The following is a 20,669-nucleotide window of genomic DNA, read 5'->3' as shown; positions in this document are numbered from 1 at the left end:
CTCAAACGATCAACAGGTTCCGGCTGCAGACTCGATTCCGATCCAACAACCTGGAATCAATGAATACAGCGGGCTGACTCCCGATGGGCCCGATAGGAAAGAACTTCGTCATGAATTCGCCGCGCCGTTTACGAAGAGGGGAGGTGGCTCCCCAGTATGTCCCGAAGGTTCGACCAGCCGAACAATTAATGGTCGATGCAATGGCTGATGTTCAGGGTGAAAAAATCCTGTGCAACAGTTCTGGGCGGGCACAATTTGCTTTTGCACTCGCAATTGCAAGGCCACAAAGTCAGGTCACCTGCTGGTTTCTGGATGTTCATTTGCGTGATCAGGCCGCTTTGGCACCAGCGGGTGTGCCTGCCAATTTGCAGCTCGTTTGCGAACCCGATTTTCCGGGAGTCGAGTACCAGACCATCTGTCTGGTGCTACCGAAAACAGGTGAAGCGGAACTGACCAGAGATCTGTTACAGCAGGCATGTGTTCGACTGGTCGATGGGGGAACTCTCATTGCGACAACTGATATGAGAGATGATCAGTGGTTGCATACGGAGATTCAGCGATTCTTCCCTAAGGTGACTCGAAGGCCCACTCGTAAAGGTGTGACCTATCTGGCAATCAAGACAGAGTCCCCGAAGAAACTCAAAAACCATGACTGTGAATTCATGTTTCGAGACGGTGAGCGACTGATTCGCATGAAAAGTCGCCCCGGCGTTTTTGCCCACAGAAAGCTGGATGTGGGAGCACGCACGCTGATCTCGGTGATTGAACCGATGGAAAAGGGACAGATTGTGGATCTGGGTTGCGGCAGTGGAGGAGTGGCTGTTGCTGCCGCCTTGCGACATCCGGAGCTGGACGTGTTGGCAGTGGATTCGAATCCACGGGCCATTGAATGCACTCAGTGGGCCGCTCAGGAAAATGGAACCAGCCGAGTCCAGACTCGATTGGATGCCACCGGGAAATCACTCGAATCCAACAGCGTCGATGTCGTCTACGCGAACCCACCTTATTTCTCAAACTACAAAATTGCCGGGATTTTTGTTGAGACGGCGTTCCGCATTCTCATTCCGGGTGGTCGAATCTATATCGTTACCAAAGCACCCGCCTGGTATGTCGAATCGCTGCCGTTACTGTTTGAAAATGTGACCAGCGATCTGATTCGCGGCTACTCGATCGTCAAAGCGACGAAATCCATGAGTGGGAAGGTGCCGGCAACTGCACCTGAGTACGAAGAGTACCGCTCCGCCAAGCCTCGCCGCCGCAAACCGAAGCTTTATGAAGAATAGAGGCTTTGTTGGTCCTTGATTCTGGGCAGACTTTCACAACGATCCATTCGCTCCAGGAATTTTTGCAAGAGTGTTTATTGCAAAGATTCCTTCATCTCCTCGATTCAAATCGACCTGCGAATTGACTTTATGGAACGAGTCAACGTAGCGTTACCAGATGGAGAACTTCATGTTCTGCCAGTTGGAGAATTGATTTGTGAGCGCCACCGTTTGAAAGGCCGTCTTCATGGCGTTTGATTTAAGAGCACTCAGGCAGAGTGTTTCGCTGTCGATGATGGGGGCAACATTCCTCCTGACTGATCCCGCACCAGGTCTCGCCCAGCCTCCCGCTGCTCCAGCAGCTGAAACAGGTGAGGCAAAGCCCATTGCCAGCCCTGGTGATCAGATTGTGATCAAGCGGGAAGGGGTGCAGTTGATCGACCCCCAGAAGTACCGCATCAACTTTTCTCTCGTACCGAAATCACGAGTCGAACTGGTTGCTCCCGCCGATGGCGTGATTCGATCGATCACACAAAAGCCTGGCGCTAAAGTCGCTGGACAATCCGAAATTCTCCGTCTGGAGAATACACGGGCGAAATTGCAGTTGGATCGTGCCAAAGCACTTTTCAAAGTCGCGACACTTGAGCAGAAATCGGGAGATGGCTCAGAATCAGCCAAGGCCATCAGCGATGCCAGGCTCGAAGCTGCCAGGGCAGAACTCGATCTCGCACAACTCGTATTTGATCAGACTTCGATTCGAGCACCATTTGATGGCGAGATCGAGCGATATCTCGTCGCGACAGGCGAGTTTGTCAGGGCAGGGCAACCAGTCGTAATTGTGGCCGATTCTTCCCAGGTTGTGGTGGAAGTTCCTGTCGAACGGGCCGCGGCGGAAGTCGGGAAAACTGTAAAGCTGAGAATTGAAGGGAATGAACTCGAAGGGAAGATCGAATCTGTCCTCCCATTGAATCCCAGGTTTGACAACCTGCGAGATCTATTCGAGACAGTCACAAGTGCGATTGTGATTTTCGAAAACACTGATGGAAAGTTGAAATCCGGGATGACTGTCTATCCCCCGATGATTCCAAGGCAGAATGTGGTCGAAGTTCCGGCAGCCGCAATACTCAATTCCGGTGATGGTGGCCGCAAAGTTCAGGTTGTGAGGCTGAATGTCATTCGTGATATCCCTGTCAATCTGCTGGCATCGGTTGGCACTGGTCGTCTGTTTGTCAGTGGAGCATTCCTGGCAGGTGACGAGGTGGTTTATGAATCTTCTCACGCTCTCGGTGATGGATTCCAGATTCAACCCAGCCAGTTGACGACCAAACCAGGGGCGACACCTGCCACTCCTGGCCGCACCCCACCACCAGGAAATTCTGACGTCGGCTTTTAATCCCATTTCCAGGTGCGACTTCGTGTGTCAGCAATGCTGACCCTTTCAGCGTTTTTTCAAAGCGAGGTATGTCAGTCAGCCCGAATTGAAGTTCCAAGGTGCTCAGGTTTTTTGACAAGTATTTCATGGCCAGAGTTGTGGTCGCTGGAAGGGCTCGCAGAGAGATTCTCTGCGAGCCCTTTTCTTTGAACTTGGTCATCATTTTTCCCAGCAGGCAATAACCTGCTGGAAATCTGCTGATCAGCATAATTATTCTAAGTGGAGGAACTTACCTATGTGGAATTTTCCGCGGAGTGGCAATTGGCCTATGCTGGATGGAATGGATTGACGGCATGTTCTGGTGCCTGAGTCTGTTTCACCAGAGGAGGCCGTGATCGCCTATTCCTCAGGTTGACCTGTCGCTGTTGTATTTCCCGACCAATCTTCCATTCAGTGAGCAGACCCTTGAGTGACGACGACAGCAATATGATCGATGAGTACCAACTGATCAGTCCCATCGCGACAGGAAGTACGACTCAAGTATGGGAAGTTCAGGAAGGTGGCCCGGGGGGCCGCACTCTGGCCATGAAGCTCATGCTCGCTAACGTCCCTGACAAAGCTGCTGCCAAAGCCACTTTGCGGATGGAAGCCGCCGTCGGCAAGACGCTCGATCACCCGAATATCATTCGCAACGAGAAACTCGTCATCGGGCGGGATCACTCCTATCTGCTGATGGAATACTTTCGCGCCGTCAACGTGAAGCTGCAGATCAAGGGGGAGCCGGCCGCTCTGCAATCGCGAATTGCCAAGTACATTGAAGGGACTTGCCAGGCGATGGCTCACCTGCACCAGAAAGGCTGGATTCATCGAGATTTCAAGCCGGAAAACGTACTGATGAATCGGGCCGGTGAAGTGAAGCTGATCGACTTCTCTCTGGCCATGCATCCGCCTGGTGCACTTTCAAAACTCATGGGTGGCGGTAGTGTGAAGGTCATTCAAGGGACGCGTATGTATCTCGCCCCGGAAACCATTCTGAAGCGTACACTCTCATTCCAGACAGACATGTACAGCTATGGGGTGACGCTCTTTGAAATCGTGACTGGTGGAAAAATGCCATTCCAAGGTTCCACACCTCAGGAATTGCTGCAGAAGCATATTGCCATGGAACCACCCATGGCCTCGTCGCTCAATCCGAATGTCACACCCGAGATGGATCGTGTGATTCAGAAGCTGATGGCTAAGAAACCACAGAATCGATACAAGGATTTCCAGGAAATCAATTCTGAGCTCAGACGAATTCGCATCTTTAAGGAAGATGTCGTTCCTAAGGCTCTCGATAATGAAAAGCTGAGTGAAGAAGCCAAAATTATTGAGACGCTCGGGGAAGTGCAGGTCGATAGCCGCGCCGATGTCTTACGCCAGCAGATGATCCGCGATAACCCCGAACTGGGGGCTCGTCACGCGGCCGAACTTGAACGTCGTAAACAGGCTAAGGCAAAAAAAGCGGCTGCCGCACAAGCTCCACAAACAAGGCCCGGGAGTCCACCGCCCACAGCTCAGCGGCCACAGCCAGCGGGCGGGATGCCTCCACAGAGTTTACCGCCCGGCATGATGCCACCCGGTGCGATGCCTCAAAACCCTTATGCACCATCACCTTATGGACCACCCGGTAACTTGCCTCCCAATGCTTATCCACCCGGGATGACCCCTGCGGCCATGGTTCCCCCGGGAATGGTACCTCCCGGAATGGTTCCACCAGGCATGATGCCGCCAGGTTCTGTACCACCTGGTATGCTGCCACCCGGGTCGATGCCACCCGGGTCGATGCCACCTGGGTCAATGCCACCTGGGTCAATGCCACAACCGGGAATTCCTCCTCAAGGAGCCCCCCGCCCGGCACAACCGGGTTTCCCAGCCCAGATGCCGCGACCAGCAGGATCGGCAGCACCCATTCCGAATGCGCCACCGGCAGGGGTTTCCATGCCTTCCCAGAATCCGCCAATGGCTGGACGACCTCCTCAGGCCATGCCGCCAAAGCCACCCGGGCCAGGGCAGGTGCCTCCGCGGCCAAGCGCTCCCCATCCCACAGCTCGAGGTTCGGGTTCCAGCGATGATGATCTTGAAGTCATGACGGAATTGCCGGATGTGATCTAACTGATTAACTTAACGGTAATCCCAAATTGGGAGATTCGCTGAATTCTCCGTCATTGGGAGACCTCGGCATCCCTGTGAATTTTTGACGACCATTGACTTTCACCCAGTGATTGCGATTGGCCGGTCATGCGGAGCAACCCGCTGACTGGCAGCAGCGGAGCAATTGCCGTGTCTGTCATGCCATGGAAGTTTTATGTCACCGCAATTTCAGCTCCCGTTTGAACGCCCGATCTTTCAGCTCGAGGATCAACTCTCGCAACTGGAATCGCAGTCGAATCCCACGCCGGCGATTCTTGAATCCATCCGTACTGTCCGACTTGAGCTGGCGAGGATGAAGCGAGAAGTCTTTGAGAATCTTGACGCCTGGGATGTTGTCAAGGTCGCCCGCCATCCTGAGAGACCACAAACTCTCGATTACATCGAACTGATCTGTGATGAGTTCATCGAACTGCACGGAGACCGGACATTTGGCGACGACCGGGCCATTATCACTGGTTTCGCCAAGCTGGATGATTACAAGGTAATGTTCATCGGCCAGCAGAAAGGTCGCACACTCAAAGAGCGAAATGAATGCTTCTATGGCTGTGCTCATCCCGAAGGATATCGTAAGGCTCTTTTGAAGATGCAGATGGCCGCCAAGTACGGTCTGCCGATTGTGTGCCTCATTGATACGCCAGGCGCCTATCCAGGCGTTGGTGCCGAAGAGCGGGGCCAGGCTTACACGATCGCCTACAATCTTCGCGAGATGGCCCGATTGCCCGTTCCGATCATTTCCGTGGTGATTGGTGAAGGGGGGTCTGGTGGTGCTCTGGGGATTGGAATTGGGAACACGGTTTCAGTTCTTCAGTTTGCTTATTACTCCGTGATCAGTCCCGAGGGCTGTGCGGGGATTTTGTGGAAGCATGTGAAGTTTGCTGACAAGGCCGCCCGGGCACTCAAGTTCACCGGGAAAGATTTGCTCCGTTTCGGGATCGTCGATGAAGTGATCCCTGAACCATTAGGTGGAGCCCATCGTGATCATCGCGCCATGGCCACCAACTTGAAGGCGACAATCGTTCGACAACTGAGAGCACTCTTGCCGTTGAGCGGGCCCGAACTTCTGGAACAGCGATATCAGAAGTTCCGCAAGATCGGCGAGTTTGACGAAGTGGTCCAGGCCAAGATCAGCCAGGAAACGCCCACGGCAGAGCAGACTCTGGTGGGTCACTCCAAATAAGAGGCAAGTTTGCAAGTAAGAGGCGAATCTGTTTGATAGACAGGATCAGCTTCAAGCCGCACGAAAAGACAGCCCGGAAGGCAAGCCGCCACCGGGCTGTCTTTTTTCATGAGCAGGCCAGCCAGTCCATTCCGTATCGCAAAAAACACCCCCAACTGCAACGTCCGATAATGTCCGTTATGTTGCTTTTCGACCCCGAAATCCAGTTGGAAATCGTTGTGCTGAATTTGCCGTTGGGTTTGAACCAGTCGAGTGGCTCCTAGGAGATGCTCCCCTCTTGATCGCTCGTTGAAGCGAAAGATCGATGAGGACTCGGGCGGCTGACCAGGAAGAACTTGCCCGGCAAAACTTAAAAGGGTTTCTGGCTGTCGAGAAGCATGGTGACTGGCCCATCGTTGACCAGTTCGACTTTCATTTCCGTACGGAACTGACCTGTCTGCACGTTAAGCCCCCGATCACGGAGAATGGAAACGACCTGCTCGTAAAGTGGCTCTGCCAGTTCTGGTCTGGCGGCCATAGTGAAGCTGGGACGCCGGCCCTGACGAGCATCTCCCAGAAGTGTGAATTGAGAGACAGCCAGAACACTTCCCCCGATCTCAGCGCAGGCAAGGTTCATTTTTCCGTCCTCGTCTTCAAAGATGCGGAGACCCGCCAACTTGTCCGCCAACCATGCTGCATCGACCTCTGTATCATGCGTGCTGACACCAATCAGCACCATTAGACCTCGGCCAATCTCGCCCACGATCTTGCCCGCCACTTTGACACGGGCTTCTGTCACTCGTTGAACGACTGCTCTCATGCCGCATCCTCGATGGCTAGACTATGCCGGCTGTGCTAAGGCCAGTTCCGGAGAGATGGGAGGTAAACTGATCGCTGTCGGTTGCTGCAGGATCAACTGTCGGGCCAGTTGGGCGGTGGCCGGAGACATCTGCAGGCCATGACGAAAATGTCCGGCAGCGATCAAAACCCGTTCATGGGCTCCGCACCCTGCTTCACTCATCCAGCCGATCCAGGGAGTTGTAGAACCATTCCATGGCCTCAGTCCAGCCCAGGATTTTTCCAGTTGGGCATCACGCAAAGACGGGACAAGTCGAGTGCCAAATGCAACCAGTTGCTGAATCGATTCCGGCTGAGTGGATCGATCAAATCCACAGTCATCTTCGGTGGAACCAATCAGCACATAACCATCACCCCTGGGAACCACGTACTGCTTGCCACGTTCAATAATCGTAGAAAGCGTGGGGATGCTTTCCTTGAGTAAGGCAATCTGTCCGCGAATGGGGCGAATGCCCGGGTTCGTGACATCAGAGGAACGCCGCAGAAGATGTTGCGTCCAGGCTCCTGTGGCCAGAATCAGTTTGTCGCCGCAAATCACTTCGCCATTGGTAGTGGTTAAGCGAATCCCTTCAGAAGTGCTGATATTCCACTGAGCGACCGTCGTCTGAGATTTGATGATGCCACCGGCCTGCAGAAAGGCTGTCTGCAATGCGCGGAGATATCTGGGATTTCGTACCTGACCAAACTCTCGAATGAAAAAACCTGTTTCCTCGGTCGAGGACTGGCAGCCAAATCGAAACCTCAGTTCTTCGCAGGAGAGTTTTTCAACGATTACCCCCTCTTGGGCATAATCATCAAAGAGTTGACGCTGCGAATCCCCACTTGGTATCAGACCCACAGCACCTTGCCTGCGATAGCCAATATCAATCCCAGTTTCCGAGGAGAGTTGATCAGCCCAGGAATTCCAGAGCTGATGAGACATGGCTCTCAGTCGAGCTTCAGAGGAAGAGTGATCCAGTCGATAGCCTGGTGGGAGCATGCCCGCGCCTGCCCAGGACGCTTCTTGTCCAGGCAGCGATTTTTCAAGAACAATGACACCCAGACCCTGACGACGAAGCTCGAGAGCCATCGATAAGCCCACGACTCCGGCACCAAGAATCACGATGTCACAACTCAATCCTTTCAAATGCTGGCTCCCGTATTGAGCTGCGGAAATCTCTCAAACAGGTCGAGTCCGATGGCATGCTGTAATGCTCGATTTCGTCGCTGATGCCACCCTTCTCCCGGCATTCCATTTGTGGCCCAGGTGACAACAATCCCGGATTCCGGATCACAGAACCCAATCGATGATTGAGAACCACCATGACCAAACGTTCGAGGGGAAGTCCAGAGTCCATAACTGTACGGTACTGTTTCAGGACCATAGGCCTTCGAGTTGATGATGAAACCCAGTCCAAAATCGACGATGTGCTGAAGCGTCAAATCAAACAGGCCGACTCGATGCCTGGCTGTCAGAGCAGCGATCGTCGTGGGTTGGAGGTAACGCGAACCATCAGCCGCCTCCCCTTCTTTAAGAATCATTTCATAGACGGCACCCAGATCTCGTGCTCGTCCACGGGTGTTACTCCCCGGCGAAATACAGATGGCTCTTGGAGGTTGATGCCAATCGAGAACTTGCAATTCCCCTTTGATACGAGCATACATCGGCGGCACCGACGACTGGTTCTCGATGTACCATTCCTCGGATAAGCCGATAGACAACTCGGGCAAGCCGAGGGGATAGCGAAGTTCCTGATCGAACAAATCTCTCACTGAGAGCCCAGTTGCCCGTGAGAGTGCTTCAGCCAGGATGAACCAGCTGCTGATGGTGTGATATCCAGCCGTGACACCGACCACCCAGTTGGCTTCGAGCGATGTCCGGCAGATTAACTCGATCACGTCCTGCCACGACTTTGTTTCCCAGCCCAGGTCGAGAACTCGAAAGCCGCCCGTATGAGTTAAAACATGCCGGAAGGTGATGGTTTCTTTTCCATGAGTACCGAATTCTTCAATCCAGTGGCAAATCGGTTCATCGATTCTTACCAGGCCACGTTCCCAGAGTCTGGCAAAGATTAAAACAAGCAGCGGCTTACCGGAAGAAAGCCAGAGCATACGGTGTTCGGAGCTGAGTGGCAGGCCCGGTTCAGCCTCTCCCAGTGCTGCTTCCAGGAGTGGCTGTCCATGTTGAGAGATGTAAATCTGCAGGCCACGATGCAGGCCGGTCGCTACACCCTCGTCGAAGGCTTTGAGCAGGTGGGGCCAGTCTTTCAAATCGGTGGCAGACACATTGGATCCTAATGACTGATTCTCGGGATCATCATCCCTGAGTACGAATCCGTTCGGTGGCAACAAGGGCTTACTCGTCTTTCAAGCGAATATCGACACTTTGACTGTGAGCTGTCAGTCCTTCAACAGTCGCGATTGTGCGAACATCCTGTGCAGCATCATCCAGTGCGTCACGATTGAAGCGAATCACCGATGATCGCTTGAGGAAGTCATTCGAACAGAGCCCATTTGCGAATCGGGCCGTTCCCCCTGTGGGTAGGACATGCGATGGCCCGGCAAAGTAATCTCCCAGAGCCACGGGAGTATAATGCCCGCAAAAAATCGCGCCGGCATTTTGAATCCGCTCCAGTAACTGATCAGGCGATTTCGTTGACAGATGAAGGTGCTCGGGGGCAAGTTCATCGGTCAACCGGCAGGCCGTTTCGAGCGAATCGACCAGAACAATCGCGCCATAATCCCGCAGGCTCGATGAGGCCAGTTCAGACCTGGGCAAATCAGCCAGTTGACGATGAATCTCCGCTTGTACTTCTTCGATCAGCGGGCGATGCCAAGTGATCAGAATACTCGATCCGGGGCTGTGTTCGGCCTGAGAGAGCAGATCGCTGGCAACAAAGCTGGCTGTGGCGGAATCATCGGCAATCACGACAACTTCACTGGGGCCTGCAATACTGTCGATATCGACATCGCCAAAAACAAGTTGTTTGGCCAGTGCGACGAACATATTGCCCGGGCCTACGATTTTATCGACCCGGGGAATCCCTTCGACGCCGTAAGCCAGTGCGGCAACCGCCTGTGCTCCTCCCACACGATAAACTTCTGTGATTCCCAGTTCAGCGCAGGTGGCCAGAACGTGGGTATTGTAAGCACCAAATTTTGTGGGAGGCGTCACGACTGCCAGTTCTTGAACTCCTGCGGCCTGGGCAGGGATAGCCGTCATGAGAATTGTCGAGGGATAAGCTGCGGCACCGCCAGGAACGCAGATGCCGACCCTTTTGAGTGGCAGATACCTTTGAGTCAGCTCGACCCGGGCCAGGCCGTCCTGTCTGACGAGACGGACATCCTCGTGAAGAATCCGCGACTGGAACTCAGAAACATTTTCGCGAATGCGGCGAATCGTGGACAGGAATTGTCGATCGACCGCAGCGTGAGCAGCTTCAATCTCTGCTTGAGGAACACGCAGATCGCCGTCTTGAAGATCCGGCTTATCGAGTAAGCGGGCATACTTCAGCAGAGCTGCTCTCCCCTGCTCTTTGATTTCAGAGAGAATGCGAGTTGCCACTTCACGGGGCGAAAGAGGGGCACCGAAGAGTTCGATGGTTCTTGCACGACCTGCATCGGAGACAATATCTCCACGCGGGCTCAATTTTTTTCGGAGAGTCAGTAAAGCCTCTTCTGCTGACTCCGTACCATATTCATAAACGGGAAGCCAATCGGCGCCAGGGCCAGCGGTCATGGGAGGTGATTCCGAGGTTAAATTTCAATCATCGCAGGAAGTCATCTGCCTGAGCTTTCGCTTTCGGGCAATGACTGGCATTCTCTTCGGTGTGATCCGATCTCTGTCCTGCCTGATCTCTGTCATATGTGATCTCTGTCTTGACCGATCAGCGAATCGAGAATGCGTAATGTATGGTAGGTAAAGCGTCTCTTGAAGTCCACGAGAGCCCAACTTCTGAGTGAATTGTCTCTCCAGAGATTGGATTGTGCTCGATGACAGGTGATTCGAAATCTAAGGGTTCGTCGAAGTGAATGTCAGAAGAATCGATTTACGCAGCGATACAGTGACACGGCCGACTCCCGAGATGCGACGGGTGATTGCGGAAGCTGAAGTGGGCGATGATATGTTCGGCGAAGATCCGACCATCAATCGGCTCGAACAGCGTGTGGCGGAAATGCTGGGTAAGGAAGCAGCCGTTTATGCCTGCTCAGGAATTCAATCCAATCAGATGGCTTTGCGGGCACATTGCTCGAGTGGCGACGAAATCCTGCTCGATGGATCCTCACACATTTTTTATTACGAACAGGGAGCCCCTGCTGCCCTGCATGGTGTGACCTGTCGATTGATTGATGGCGAAGGGGGTATCTTTCGTGCAGAACAACTGGAGGGGATGATTCACGGCCACGATCAGCATGAATCGATCACCAAAGTGGTCTGCGTTGAGAATACAACAAATCGGGGTGGCGGCAGACCCTGGCCACTTGAGGTTTTTCGTGAAGTCGCCGACTGGGCCCATGCCCGTCAACTGGCAGTGCATGTCGATGGCGCGCGTTTGTTCAATGCGTGTCAGGCTGCGGGTTACAGCCCACGGGAGTTTTGCGAGTTCGCCGATACCGTCTCGATCTGTTTTTCTAAAGGCTTAGGCTGCCCGATGGGTTCCATGCTTGTGGGAAGCCGGCCAATGATGGCCAGGGCCAGGCGTGCCCGAAAGCTCTTTGGAGGAGCAATCAGGCAAGGCGGAATGATGGCTGCTTCCGCGTTGTACGCTCTCGATCATCATGTTGAGCGATTGAAAGACGACCATGCGCAGGCACGCTGGTTAGCGGAACAGATCGCCAGGATTCCCCACCTCTCGATCGATCTGAAGACTGTCGCGACGAACATAGTGATCATCGAAATTGCCAGGGAGTGGGGCCCTGCTGATCGATTCGTCGAACTTTTGCAGCGGGAAGGTGTCCTTGTGCTGGCCTTTGGCCGCCAGAAAATTCGTTTGTGCACACATCTGGATATCCCCGGCGATTGTTTGCCACGAGTCGTGGAGGCGTTTCAAACGGTGGCAGCAAGCTCTCGCGATTAACACAGGACATGCCGATCAGGCTCCCGAGGGGAAGGAAATGTCCGCTGAATAGCGGCTGGATATCCTTTTGCCAGAGAGAGTTGGGAATTTTTGAACAAGTTTTCTACCGCAAGCCCATCGAGACTTCACGAAAGATCGCAGGAAAGATATTGTACTCGTAAATATCCGCAGTCTGGTTTATCTCAGACAGCGATGTACTATTGTGCACTTCAGGATTCATGCTTCTCTCCTCAACAGGTTTTTGCCTGATGATTCAGGGGATGTTCGAGAAGTCTGTTTTTTTGAAGTGGGAATTCAGTTGGGAAAATCGAGAATGCTGATTTGGGAAGTTCCTCCACCCATGTAGTTTCCGTGGTGCGCGAGTGTCGGGGTCATTTTGAGGAGCCCTTCTCTCTCGTGCATCACGACAGTGGTCTGACTGATCACTGCGATTCCACTGAATGCTGCCCCGCACCGCATTGTTTATTCTAACAATGCCCGAACCCTAAGTTCTTTCTGCATCAGGGTTTTATCCTCAGACCCAGTGATTGCAGGAATGGTTTTTCACTCACTTTCTGTCGATCAGATGGTTTGTTTCCTGAAGTTCCTCTGGCGGCTGATCTGCCAAGGCATACCAGGGTTTCGGATTATCTGGTTGTTTTCTGTCCCTTTCACGGATTTTTGAAATCATGGATCTATCCCGTTACCGCAACATTGGTGTTTCGGCCCACATTGACTCCGGCAAAACGACGCTCTCCGAGCGCATTCTGTTTTACTCCGGCCGTATTCACTCGATTCACGAAGTGAAAGGTAAGGACGGCGTCGGAGCGACCATGGATCACATGGAACTCGAACGCGAAAAAGGGATCACGATCACTTCCGCAGCGACGCAAGTCACGTGGAAGGATTACACCGTCAATCTGATCGATACTCCTGGCCACGTGGACTTCACCGTGGAAGTGGAACGCAGTCTGCGCGTGCTCGATGGCGCGATTCTTGTGCTCTGCTCCGTCGGTGGTGTGCAGAGTCAGTCGCTGACTGTCGACCGCCAGATGAAGCGATACAAGGTGCCCCGTATTGCATTTATCAACAAGATGGACCGCACTGGTGCCAATCCTGATAAGGTCATCGGGATGGTCCGCGATAAACTCATGGTCAACCCCTGCCCTCTGCAGATTCCCATGGGTCGTGAAGCCGCTTTCGAAGGCGTCATCGATCTTGTGGAAATGCGCGCCGCGTTCTTCGATGGAGAAGACGGCGAAGTTGTTCGCTATGAAGAAATTCCTGCTCAATACGCTGAGAAAGCTGCCGAAGCTCGTTTGTTCATGCTCGAGACACTCTCGATGTTCAATGATGACGTGGCGATGGCGATTCTCGAAGAGCAGCCACTCTCCGCTGAACAGCTCCGTCCGATCATTCGCGATTGCACGCTGTCACATAAGATCGTTCCCGTCATGATGGGGTCGGCTTACAAGAACAAGGGTGTGCAGGAATTGCTCGATGCAGTGACATACTACCTGCCCAGCCCGCTCGATCGCGAACTGTCGGCCATGGATAACGACATGAAGCCGCCTGCGGATACTTCGGCCCTTCAGCCAGGTTGGAACCGGGTACCGCTCTCGTCGGATCCTTCAAAGCCACTCGTCTGCATGGCCTTTAAGACCGTGGTCGAGCAGTTTGGTCAGTTGACTTACACCCGTATCTATCAGGGCAAGATTATTAAGGGCGATAGCTATGTTAACACCCGCACGGGCAAGCGAGTGCGCTTTGGCCGACTGGTGCGCATGCACGCCAACAGCCGTGAAGATATTGAATCGGGTGAAGCCGGTGACATTGTGGCTCTGGTGGGTGTCGATTGTGCATCGGGGGATACGTTCTGCGCAGAAGGTACGAACTATTCGCTGGAAAGCATCTTCGTGCCTGACGCCGTGATCCGTCTCTCGATCGAGCCAGTGAAGCGCGATGGGGCAGACAAGCTCGGCAAAGCTCTGGAACGCTTCCGCCGTGAAGATCCGACTTTCCGCGTTTTGACTGACGAAGAAACCGGTCAGACGCTGATTGCCGGTATGGGGCAGTTGCACCTCGATATTTATGTAGAGCGCATCAAGCGAGAATATGGCGTCGAATGTATCGTTGGTCAGCCACGTGTGGCTTACCGCGAAACACCGACCAAGAAGGTGGAATTCAACTGGAAGCACAAGAAGCAGACCGGTGGTTCGGGCCAGTTCGCTCACATTGTGGGTTACCTGGAACCATTGCCTGAGGACAGCGTGCTGCCATATGAATTTGTGAACGAAGTTTCCGGTGGTCGTATTCCTAAGGAATACATCGCTCCGACAGATAAGGGCTTCCAGCGCGGGATCGTCAAGGGGCCTCTCTGCGAGTGCGAAGTGGTGAATGTCCGTATGGTTCTGCAGGACGGCAGCTACCACGACGTCGATTCTTCGGAAATGGCGTTCGACATCTGCGGTTTCGATTGTATGCGTGATACGCTCAAGAAGGCCGATATCGGTCTGCTCGAGCCGATCATGAAGCTCGAAGTGGAAGTTCCCGAAGAATTCCAGGGTTCAGTGACAGGGCAGCTCTCCAGCAAGCGTGGTGTGATCAATTCCTCGGATACCAACCTGGGAACTGCCGTCATCAGTGCTGAAGTTCCTCTGTCCATGATGTTCGACTACGCCAACGAACTCCGTTCGATGACGCAGGGTAAGGGCACGTTCACCATGGAATTCAGCCGCTACTCCATGTTGCCACGTAACTTGGTCGACGAAGTGGTCGAAAAACGCAAGAAGGAAAAAGCCGAACGTCTGGCAAAGGCGTAACGGCTCCTTCGAAATGAATTGAGGCCTCAAGCGAGCCCATCAGGAGAGATTCTGGTGGGCTCGTTGCTTTATGGCTGTTGACCTTGTGACATCATGAGGATTGCATCGGCCGGACATAATTTTCCCTTGATGATCGGCGAAATGACCGACACAATAAGTAAAGAAAGTTTGATGTGATAATATTCGCATGAAACTCCTGCCGATGATTTGCCCTCCTGGCTTTGACTCTCCCCTGCCCTGCCGACGGTGATACTTCATGTTGACACTCCGAGAGCTTCGTCTGATCGAACCAGGCACGACTGGAAGCAATTCCAGGGGCCGCCATTTCGTGCAGTCCGCAGTCCTGCTCCTCCTGATGCTCGTTGCTCATTCGATACCTGCCTTCGTTCAAGCCGATGACGCGGCTGATCCCGCCCAGGTGGCGTTTTTTGAAAACCGTGTTCGTCCGCTCCTTGTCGAGCATTGTCTGGATTGTCACGGCCCCAAAAAACAGGAAGGCGATGTCCGCCTCGATTCCATCGTTTCATCGCGAGCCAAAATTTCTTCCGGCCATGTAATCCTTCCCGGTAAGAGTGCCGAGAGCCGACTCTTCAAGGTGATCGAATACCGCGACGATGACATTCAGATGCCTCCGAAAGGGAAGTTATCCGAAGTCGCGATTGCCGACTTGAAGCGCTGGATTGACGCGGGTGCTGTCTGGCCGAAATCAGAACAGGATGGGGCGCCCTCTGGTGATAATCTCCGCGATCCTCAAGTGGCTCGTGAAAAGCACTGGGCATTTCAACCACTCAATGAATCCCCTCCTCCCTCAGTAAAAAATCGTTCCAAGGTCAAAACACCTGTCGACCAGTACATTCTTCATAAGCTGGAGAGAGCGGGGCTCGATCTGTCATCCGCTGCCGATAAAGCGAAATGGATTCGTCGAGTGACCTTTGATCTGCATGGTCTGCCACCGACTTTTGCGGAAGTTCAGGCCTTCATGGCAGATCGTTCGCCGAGTGCCGAAGAGACGGTCATCAATCGCTTGCTCGATTCTCCACGTTATGGCGAGCGGTGGGGGCGCCACTGGCTCGACGTGGCTCGATATGCCGATACTAAAGGGTATGTTTTCACAGATGAGCATCGTTACCCATACGCCTATACCTACCGCGACTGGGTCATTCAGGCGTTCAACAGCGACATGCCGTACAACGAATTCGTTAAGTACCAGTTGGCAGCCGATCAGGTGGATGCCGGGCCGGACAAGATGCATCTGGCCGCATTGGGCTTTCTAACGACCGGCAGGCGTTATCTCAACAATACGCATGACATTATCGATGACCGCATTGATGTGACCATGCGTGGTTTTCTGGGCATGACAGTGCAATGTGCCCGGTGCCACGATCATAAGTTCGATCCGGTCTCGATCGATGAGTACTACGGGTTCTACGGCATTTTCCAGGCCTCTTATGAGCCGGAAGAGCTTCCCGAGATTGGCAAGCCAGGGGATTCGCAGGTCTATAAGGAATTTCTCGAAGAACTGGCAAAGCGGGAAAAAGTTGTCGATGAGGCCGAGCAGAGGTACTTTGAGAAAGTCCAGCACTCGATGAGGCATCGAGTGGGAGAGATTCTGCAATTGTTGATCAAGCAGTCATCCCCTGCACGTGATGACGCTCAGATGAAGATTGAAGGCGAGGAACCGCAGCCGCGCATGGTGAATCAGTGGCGCGACTGGTTGAACAATCATCGTGACCGAAATCAACTGGTGTTCGGTGTCTGGTACGACACCTTCGGGCTCAAGGCCGGCGAGTTTTCTTCCAGGCTCGATGAGCTGATCACAAAGGCGAAAGCCTCGGGTGAAGAAAGCAAGCCAGTTCATCCTCTACTGCTCAAAAAACTCGAAGAGAAAAAGCCGGCCAACCTATACGATCTGGCTCGCCTGTATGGCGAATTGTTCCGGGAGATTGACGGAGCGTGGCAGGAAAATCTCAAGCAGAATCCTGATTCCAAGGCCTTCGTGGATGGATCTCAAGAGCAATTGCGGGTGGTGCTCTATGGAGATGCCTCACCGACCAAATGGACAATTAACGAAGCTCGACAGGCTTTTGACCGTGCGATGAACGACGACCTGCGGGCCAAACGCCGCAAGGTGGAAGAACTCAAGGTCACTTCCCCCGGTGCTCCGCCCAGAGCGATGGTATTGCTGGATCGCGAGAAAATCGGTGGCCAGCGTGTCTTCCAGCGAGGTAATCCGGGCCGACAGGGAAATGAAGTTCAGCGGCAGTTCCTGAAGGTTTTGAATCCTGCGGGCGCACCCTTCACAAAAGGGAGCGGACGCCTGGAATTGGCAGAAGCGATCACAGGTTCTGCTCAGCATCTGGCAGCTCGAGTGATGGTGAACCGTGTCTGGCAGCAGCATTTTGGTAATGGACTGGTGCGTACAGCGAGTGATTTCGGAATTCGCGGGGAACCCCCTTCCCATCCGGAATTGCTCGATTATCTGGCCCGCGAGTTCATTCGTTCGGGATGGTCTGTAAAGAAACTGCATCGTCTGATTTTAAAGTCAGCCGTTTATCGACAGGCGAGTACACCTTCAGAAAAGTCGCTGACAGTTGATCCCGAGAATCGACTGCTCAGCTACATGCCCCGCCAAAGACTCAGCCTGGAGGCCATGCGCGACTCGATGCTGTTTGTTTCACAAACCCTGGATGAATCTCGTGGAGGGCGGCCCTTTGGCAGCCTGACAGACCCCAAAGAGCATCGAAGAACGGTCTATGCACTGATTAACCGTAATGATCTACCGGGCACTTTCCGGGCTTTTGATTTTGCCGATCCTGATGCCAGTGCTCCCGCTCGCCCGCAAACGACGGTTCCTCAGCAGGCGTTATTCTTCCTGAATTCCGAGTTTGTGGCCGATCAGACCCGATTGCTGGCCGCTTCAATCAAGGTCCCCGCCAACGATGGAGATAAAGCGGTCACCGAGCTTTACAAGCGGGTTCTCAGCCGGGTCCCTACACCTGAAGAAAAGAAACTGGCCGTTGAGTTTGTGATGACAGGTTCCACTGGAAAACCTGCCGAGAACGCAGAGAAAAAAGATCAGCATCTCACGCCGTGGCAGCAATTGGCTCAAGTACTACTGATGACCAATGAGTACGTGTTTGTCGATTGAAAAATCGTGGTGTTCAAAAGCTCTCAACTGGTATGTCGCCCAGTCAATGAATTGAGAATTTACGTATCAGAAGTGGCGAGAAGTAATTTCGCAGCCCTTGATCGATAAGGCAGGTTAACCATGATTTATTCATCACGCCGAGAGTTTCTGGCTCGATCGGGTTGTGGCTTTGGTGCACTGGCTCTGGCAGGAATGACGACGGAGCAGGCCATGGCGGAAATTTCTGCCGGGCCTAAGCAGTTTTCATCCCCCATGCAGCCCCGCCCTGCCCATTTCCCTGCGAAAGCCAAGCACGTTATCCACATTTTCTGCAATGGCGGGCCATCTCATGTGGACACGTTCGACTATAAGCCTGAGCTACAGAAATATGGTGGCAAGCCACTCCCCGTCGAGACGTTAAAGACAGAGCGCAAAACAGGCGCTGCCCTTGCCTCGCCGTTCAAGTTTCAGCAGTACGGCCAGAACGGGGTCTATGTCAGCGAACTGTTCGCCAAGACGGCCAAACACATTGACGATATGGCCATCATTCACTCGATGCATGCAGATGTTCCCAATCATGAGCCATCATTGATGCTGATGAATTGTGGCGATGCCCGCCTGCCCCGCCCCAGTCTGGGAGCCTGGGTGACCTACGGCATGGGGAGTGAAAATCAGAATCTGCCGGGCTTTATTGCGATGTGCCCCAATGGTCTACCGATCACCGGCACACAAAACTGGCGATCGGCCTTTTTACCGGGTGTCTATCAGGGAACTCACATCGATACGCGTCATCGCGATATTGAGAAGCTCATTGAGAACATTAAAAGTCATGTCGCTTCACTGCCTGAACAGCGCCGGCAACTCGATTTGCTGCAGAAGCTGAATCAATTGCATCAGGCGAAGCGAGCGGAAGATGCCGCTCTGGATGCACGCATTCATTCCTTTGAGCTGGCGTATCGTATGCAGATGGAGGCGACGGATGCCTTCGATATTCAGAATGAACCCAAGCACATTCTCGAAGCTTATGGGGATTCTGTGCAGGGGCGTCAATTGTTGATTGCCAGACGCCTGGTGGAACGGGGTGTGCGATTTATTCAACTCTGGCATGGCGAAGGGCAGCCCTGGGATAATCATGATGATCTCGAAGAGGGGCATCGTCGTCTGGCAGGGCAGATTGATGGCGGGATCGCCCAGTTGTTGACTGATCTGAAAGAGCGTGGTTTGTTTGACGAAACACTGGTGATCTGGGGTGGTGAGTTTGGACGCACCCCGGTCGTCGAGATGCCGACGGCTGGCTCAAATGCCGGTAAGATCAATGGCCGGGACCATAATCACTGGGGCTTTACTGTCTGGATGGCAGGTGGTGGAGTCAAAGGTGGTCAGGTTTATGGAGCCACCGACCCCTTCGGATTTCAGGCGGTTGAGAAGAAGGTTCACGTCCATGATCTTCAGGCCACAATCCTGGCCCTACTAGGGTTTGACCACGAAAAGCTGACTTACCGCTATGCCGGGCGAGATTTCCGACTGACGGATGTTCATGGAACCGTCGTCAAAGATTTGATCGCCTGATGATTTGCGCCGGTAAACAGTTTCGCCCATCAATGTGTTGATGCTGCAATTTGAACCGGTTCTTTTTCAAAAGCATGCATTTGGTGCGAAACCGCGTTCAAAGATAGGAATTGAATGACTACGAGTTGCTCAGCAGGTTGCGCTCGCACTGCTGCCAGCTATGAATCCAATTCCTTTCTGGAACAGGCGGAGTCTCGTGAGCATTACCCATCAACTTTTCTTGATGATCGCTGTCTTGTGTTCGATTTCCTCGACCACACTCACTTTACCGGCTGCGTCAGGTGCTGATTATTCGCCACTGACAACAAGTGGAAAAGTTTCGACCGAAACTTATTCGCTCGTTGATAAGACGCGTTCAAGAACGATTCCCTTGCGCTTTTATCTGCCGGAAAAGATCGAGCCTCAACCAGTTGTACTCTTCAGTCATGGATTGGGCGGCTCGTGTGATAACAATCGCTACCTCGGGGAACATCTGGCTGGGCGCGGTTATGTCTGCATATTTCTGCAGCATCCCGGAAGTGATGAATCGGTCTGGAAGGGAAAGAAGCCAGCCGAAATCATGCCCGCCATGCAGCAGGCCGCCAATTATGAGAATCTCAAACTTCGCTGTGAGGATGTCAAAGCCCTGGTCGATTCGTTAGCTCAGTGGAACAAAATGACTGGGCATCCCCTGAAAGGGCGCATGGATCTGGGGCGAATTGGGATGTCGGGGCATTCCTTCGGGGCACAGACCACGCAGGGAGTTCTGGGACAAGGGAATGCACGGGTGGGAAATCAATTCAAAGTGCCTGAAATCACAGGCGGGATTGCCTACAGCCCGTCGATCCCTCTGGCAGGTTCACCCCAGGAGGCCTTCCGGCGAGTTGATCGTCCAATGCTCCTGATGACGGGAACCAAAGATGATTCTCCGGTGGGTGGGCAGACGCCCGAATCCCGTCGGAAGGTCTACCCTGCCCTGCCCGAGACCATCGACCGCTATGAACTCGTTCTCGAGGGAGCAGAACATTCGGTCTTCAGTGAGCGAGAGCTGCGAGTTCGTACTTTGAGAGGGACGGGGCGGAATCCCAATCATCACATGGTCATTCTCTCGCTGACGACCGCTTTCTGGGATTATTACTTGAGAGATGATGAGCAGGCCAAAAAATGGCTCCAGGGTGACGGAGCGAAAGCCGTTCTCGAACAGGCCGATCAATGGCAGTTCGCCACCAGGAATTGATTCCTCTCGCAATGCTCGGCCACTGTTCTTCGGAAGATCGATGGGGATCAGCGGATTG

General features: G+C 53.4%; 13 protein-coding genes. 9 read left to right on the top strand and 4 right to left on the bottom strand.

The window, feature by feature from the left end; translation table 11 throughout:
* Positions 1–110: 110 nt before the first annotated feature.
* The 4 genes from A6X21_RS22185 to A6X21_RS22170 all read left to right on the top strand — a co-directional run bounded on the left by A6X21_RS22185 (position 111) and on the right by A6X21_RS22170 (position 6,004).
* Positions 111–1,283, top strand: coding sequence for a class I SAM-dependent methyltransferase (locus A6X21_RS22185; protein WP_068852996.1), 1,173 nt, complete (start codon positions 111–113; stop codon positions 1,281–1,283).
* 226 nt (positions 1,284–1,509) lie between these two features.
* Entirely contained in the window at positions 1,510–2,655 is a 1,146-nt protein-coding gene (locus A6X21_RS22180; RefSeq protein WP_068852993.1) for an efflux RND transporter periplasmic adaptor subunit, read from the top strand.
* Positions 2,656–3,099: 444 nt separating this feature from the next.
* Positions 3,100–4,788 carry a serine/threonine protein kinase gene (locus A6X21_RS22175; protein WP_131818497.1) on the top strand — a complete coding sequence of 563 codons (1,689 nt, stop codon included), beginning with the start codon at positions 3,100–3,102 and terminating at the stop codon, positions 4,786–4,788.
* A 193-nt stretch (positions 4,789–4,981) separates the two neighbouring features.
* Entirely contained in the window at positions 4,982–6,004 is a 1,023-nt protein-coding gene (locus tag A6X21_RS22170) for an acetyl-CoA carboxylase carboxyltransferase subunit alpha (RefSeq protein ID WP_068852988.1), read from the top strand.
* Positions 6,005–6,353: 349 nt separating this feature from the next.
* Here the strand turns inward: A6X21_RS22170 and dtd are convergent, their stop codons facing one another.
* The 4 genes from dtd to hisD all read right to left on the bottom strand — a co-directional run bounded on the left by dtd (position 6,354) and on the right by hisD (position 10,559).
* Positions 6,354–6,803 carry a D-aminoacyl-tRNA deacylase gene (gene dtd, locus A6X21_RS22160; RefSeq protein ID WP_068852982.1) on the bottom strand — a complete coding sequence of 150 codons (450 nt, stop codon included), beginning with the start codon at positions 6,801–6,803 and terminating at the stop codon, positions 6,354–6,356.
* A gap of 21 nt (positions 6,804–6,824) precedes the next feature.
* Positions 6,825–7,967, bottom strand: a complete 1,143-nt coding sequence (locus A6X21_RS22155; RefSeq protein WP_068852979.1) for an NAD(P)/FAD-dependent oxidoreductase — start codon at positions 7,965–7,967, stop codon at positions 6,825–6,827.
* On the bottom strand, positions 7,964–9,106 hold the full coding sequence (locus A6X21_RS22150; protein ID WP_165603905.1) for a serine hydrolase domain-containing protein: 1,143 nt from the start codon (positions 9,104–9,106) through the stop codon (positions 7,964–7,966). The genes A6X21_RS22155 and A6X21_RS22150 overlap by 4 nt, the downstream gene beginning before the upstream one ends.
* Before the next feature lie 70 nt (positions 9,107–9,176).
* A complete protein-coding gene (gene hisD, locus A6X21_RS22145; RefSeq protein ID WP_068852976.1) occupies positions 9,177–10,559 on the bottom strand; it encodes a histidinol dehydrogenase in 1,383 nt (460 codons plus the stop codon).
* Between the two features lie 289 nt (positions 10,560–10,848).
* Here hisD and A6X21_RS22140 point away from each other — a divergent pair, with 289 nt between their 5' ends.
* The 5 genes from A6X21_RS22140 to A6X21_RS22120 all read left to right on the top strand — a co-directional run bounded on the left by A6X21_RS22140 (position 10,849) and on the right by A6X21_RS22120 (position 20,611).
* Positions 10,849–11,898 carry a threonine aldolase family protein gene (locus A6X21_RS22140; protein ID WP_068852973.1) on the top strand — a complete coding sequence of 350 codons (1,050 nt, stop codon included), beginning with the start codon at positions 10,849–10,851 and terminating at the stop codon, positions 11,896–11,898.
* Positions 11,899–12,566: 668 nt separating this feature from the next.
* Positions 12,567–14,699: an elongation factor G gene (gene fusA / locus A6X21_RS22135; RefSeq protein ID WP_068852971.1), complete on the top strand. Its 2,133-nt coding sequence runs from the start codon at positions 12,567–12,569 to the stop codon at positions 14,697–14,699.
* 328 nt (positions 14,700–15,027) lie between these two features.
* Complete coding sequence (locus A6X21_RS22130; protein WP_165603904.1) at positions 15,028–17,847, top strand: PSD1 and planctomycete cytochrome C domain-containing protein; 2,820 nt, start codon at positions 15,028–15,030, stop codon at positions 17,845–17,847.
* Between the two features lie 120 nt (positions 17,848–17,967).
* The gene (locus A6X21_RS22125) at positions 17,968–19,395 is read left to right on the top strand and encodes a DUF1501 domain-containing protein (protein WP_068852968.1); all 1,428 of its coding nucleotides are present in this window, start codon (positions 17,968–17,970) and stop codon (positions 19,393–19,395) included.
* Between the two features lie 196 nt (positions 19,396–19,591).
* Complete coding sequence (locus A6X21_RS22120) at positions 19,592–20,611, top strand: alpha/beta hydrolase family protein (protein WP_240490371.1); 1,020 nt, start codon at positions 19,592–19,594, stop codon at positions 20,609–20,611.
* The last annotated feature ends 58 nt before the right edge of the window (positions 20,612–20,669 follow it).

Source organism: Planctopirus hydrillae (assembly GCF_001707835.1).
GTDB classification, from domain to species: Bacteria; Planctomycetota; Planctomycetia; order Planctomycetales; family Planctomycetaceae; genus Planctopirus; species Planctopirus hydrillae.
The sequence above is the reverse complement of the archived record's forward strand: the minus strand, read 5'-3'. Positions and strand labels throughout refer to the sequence as shown.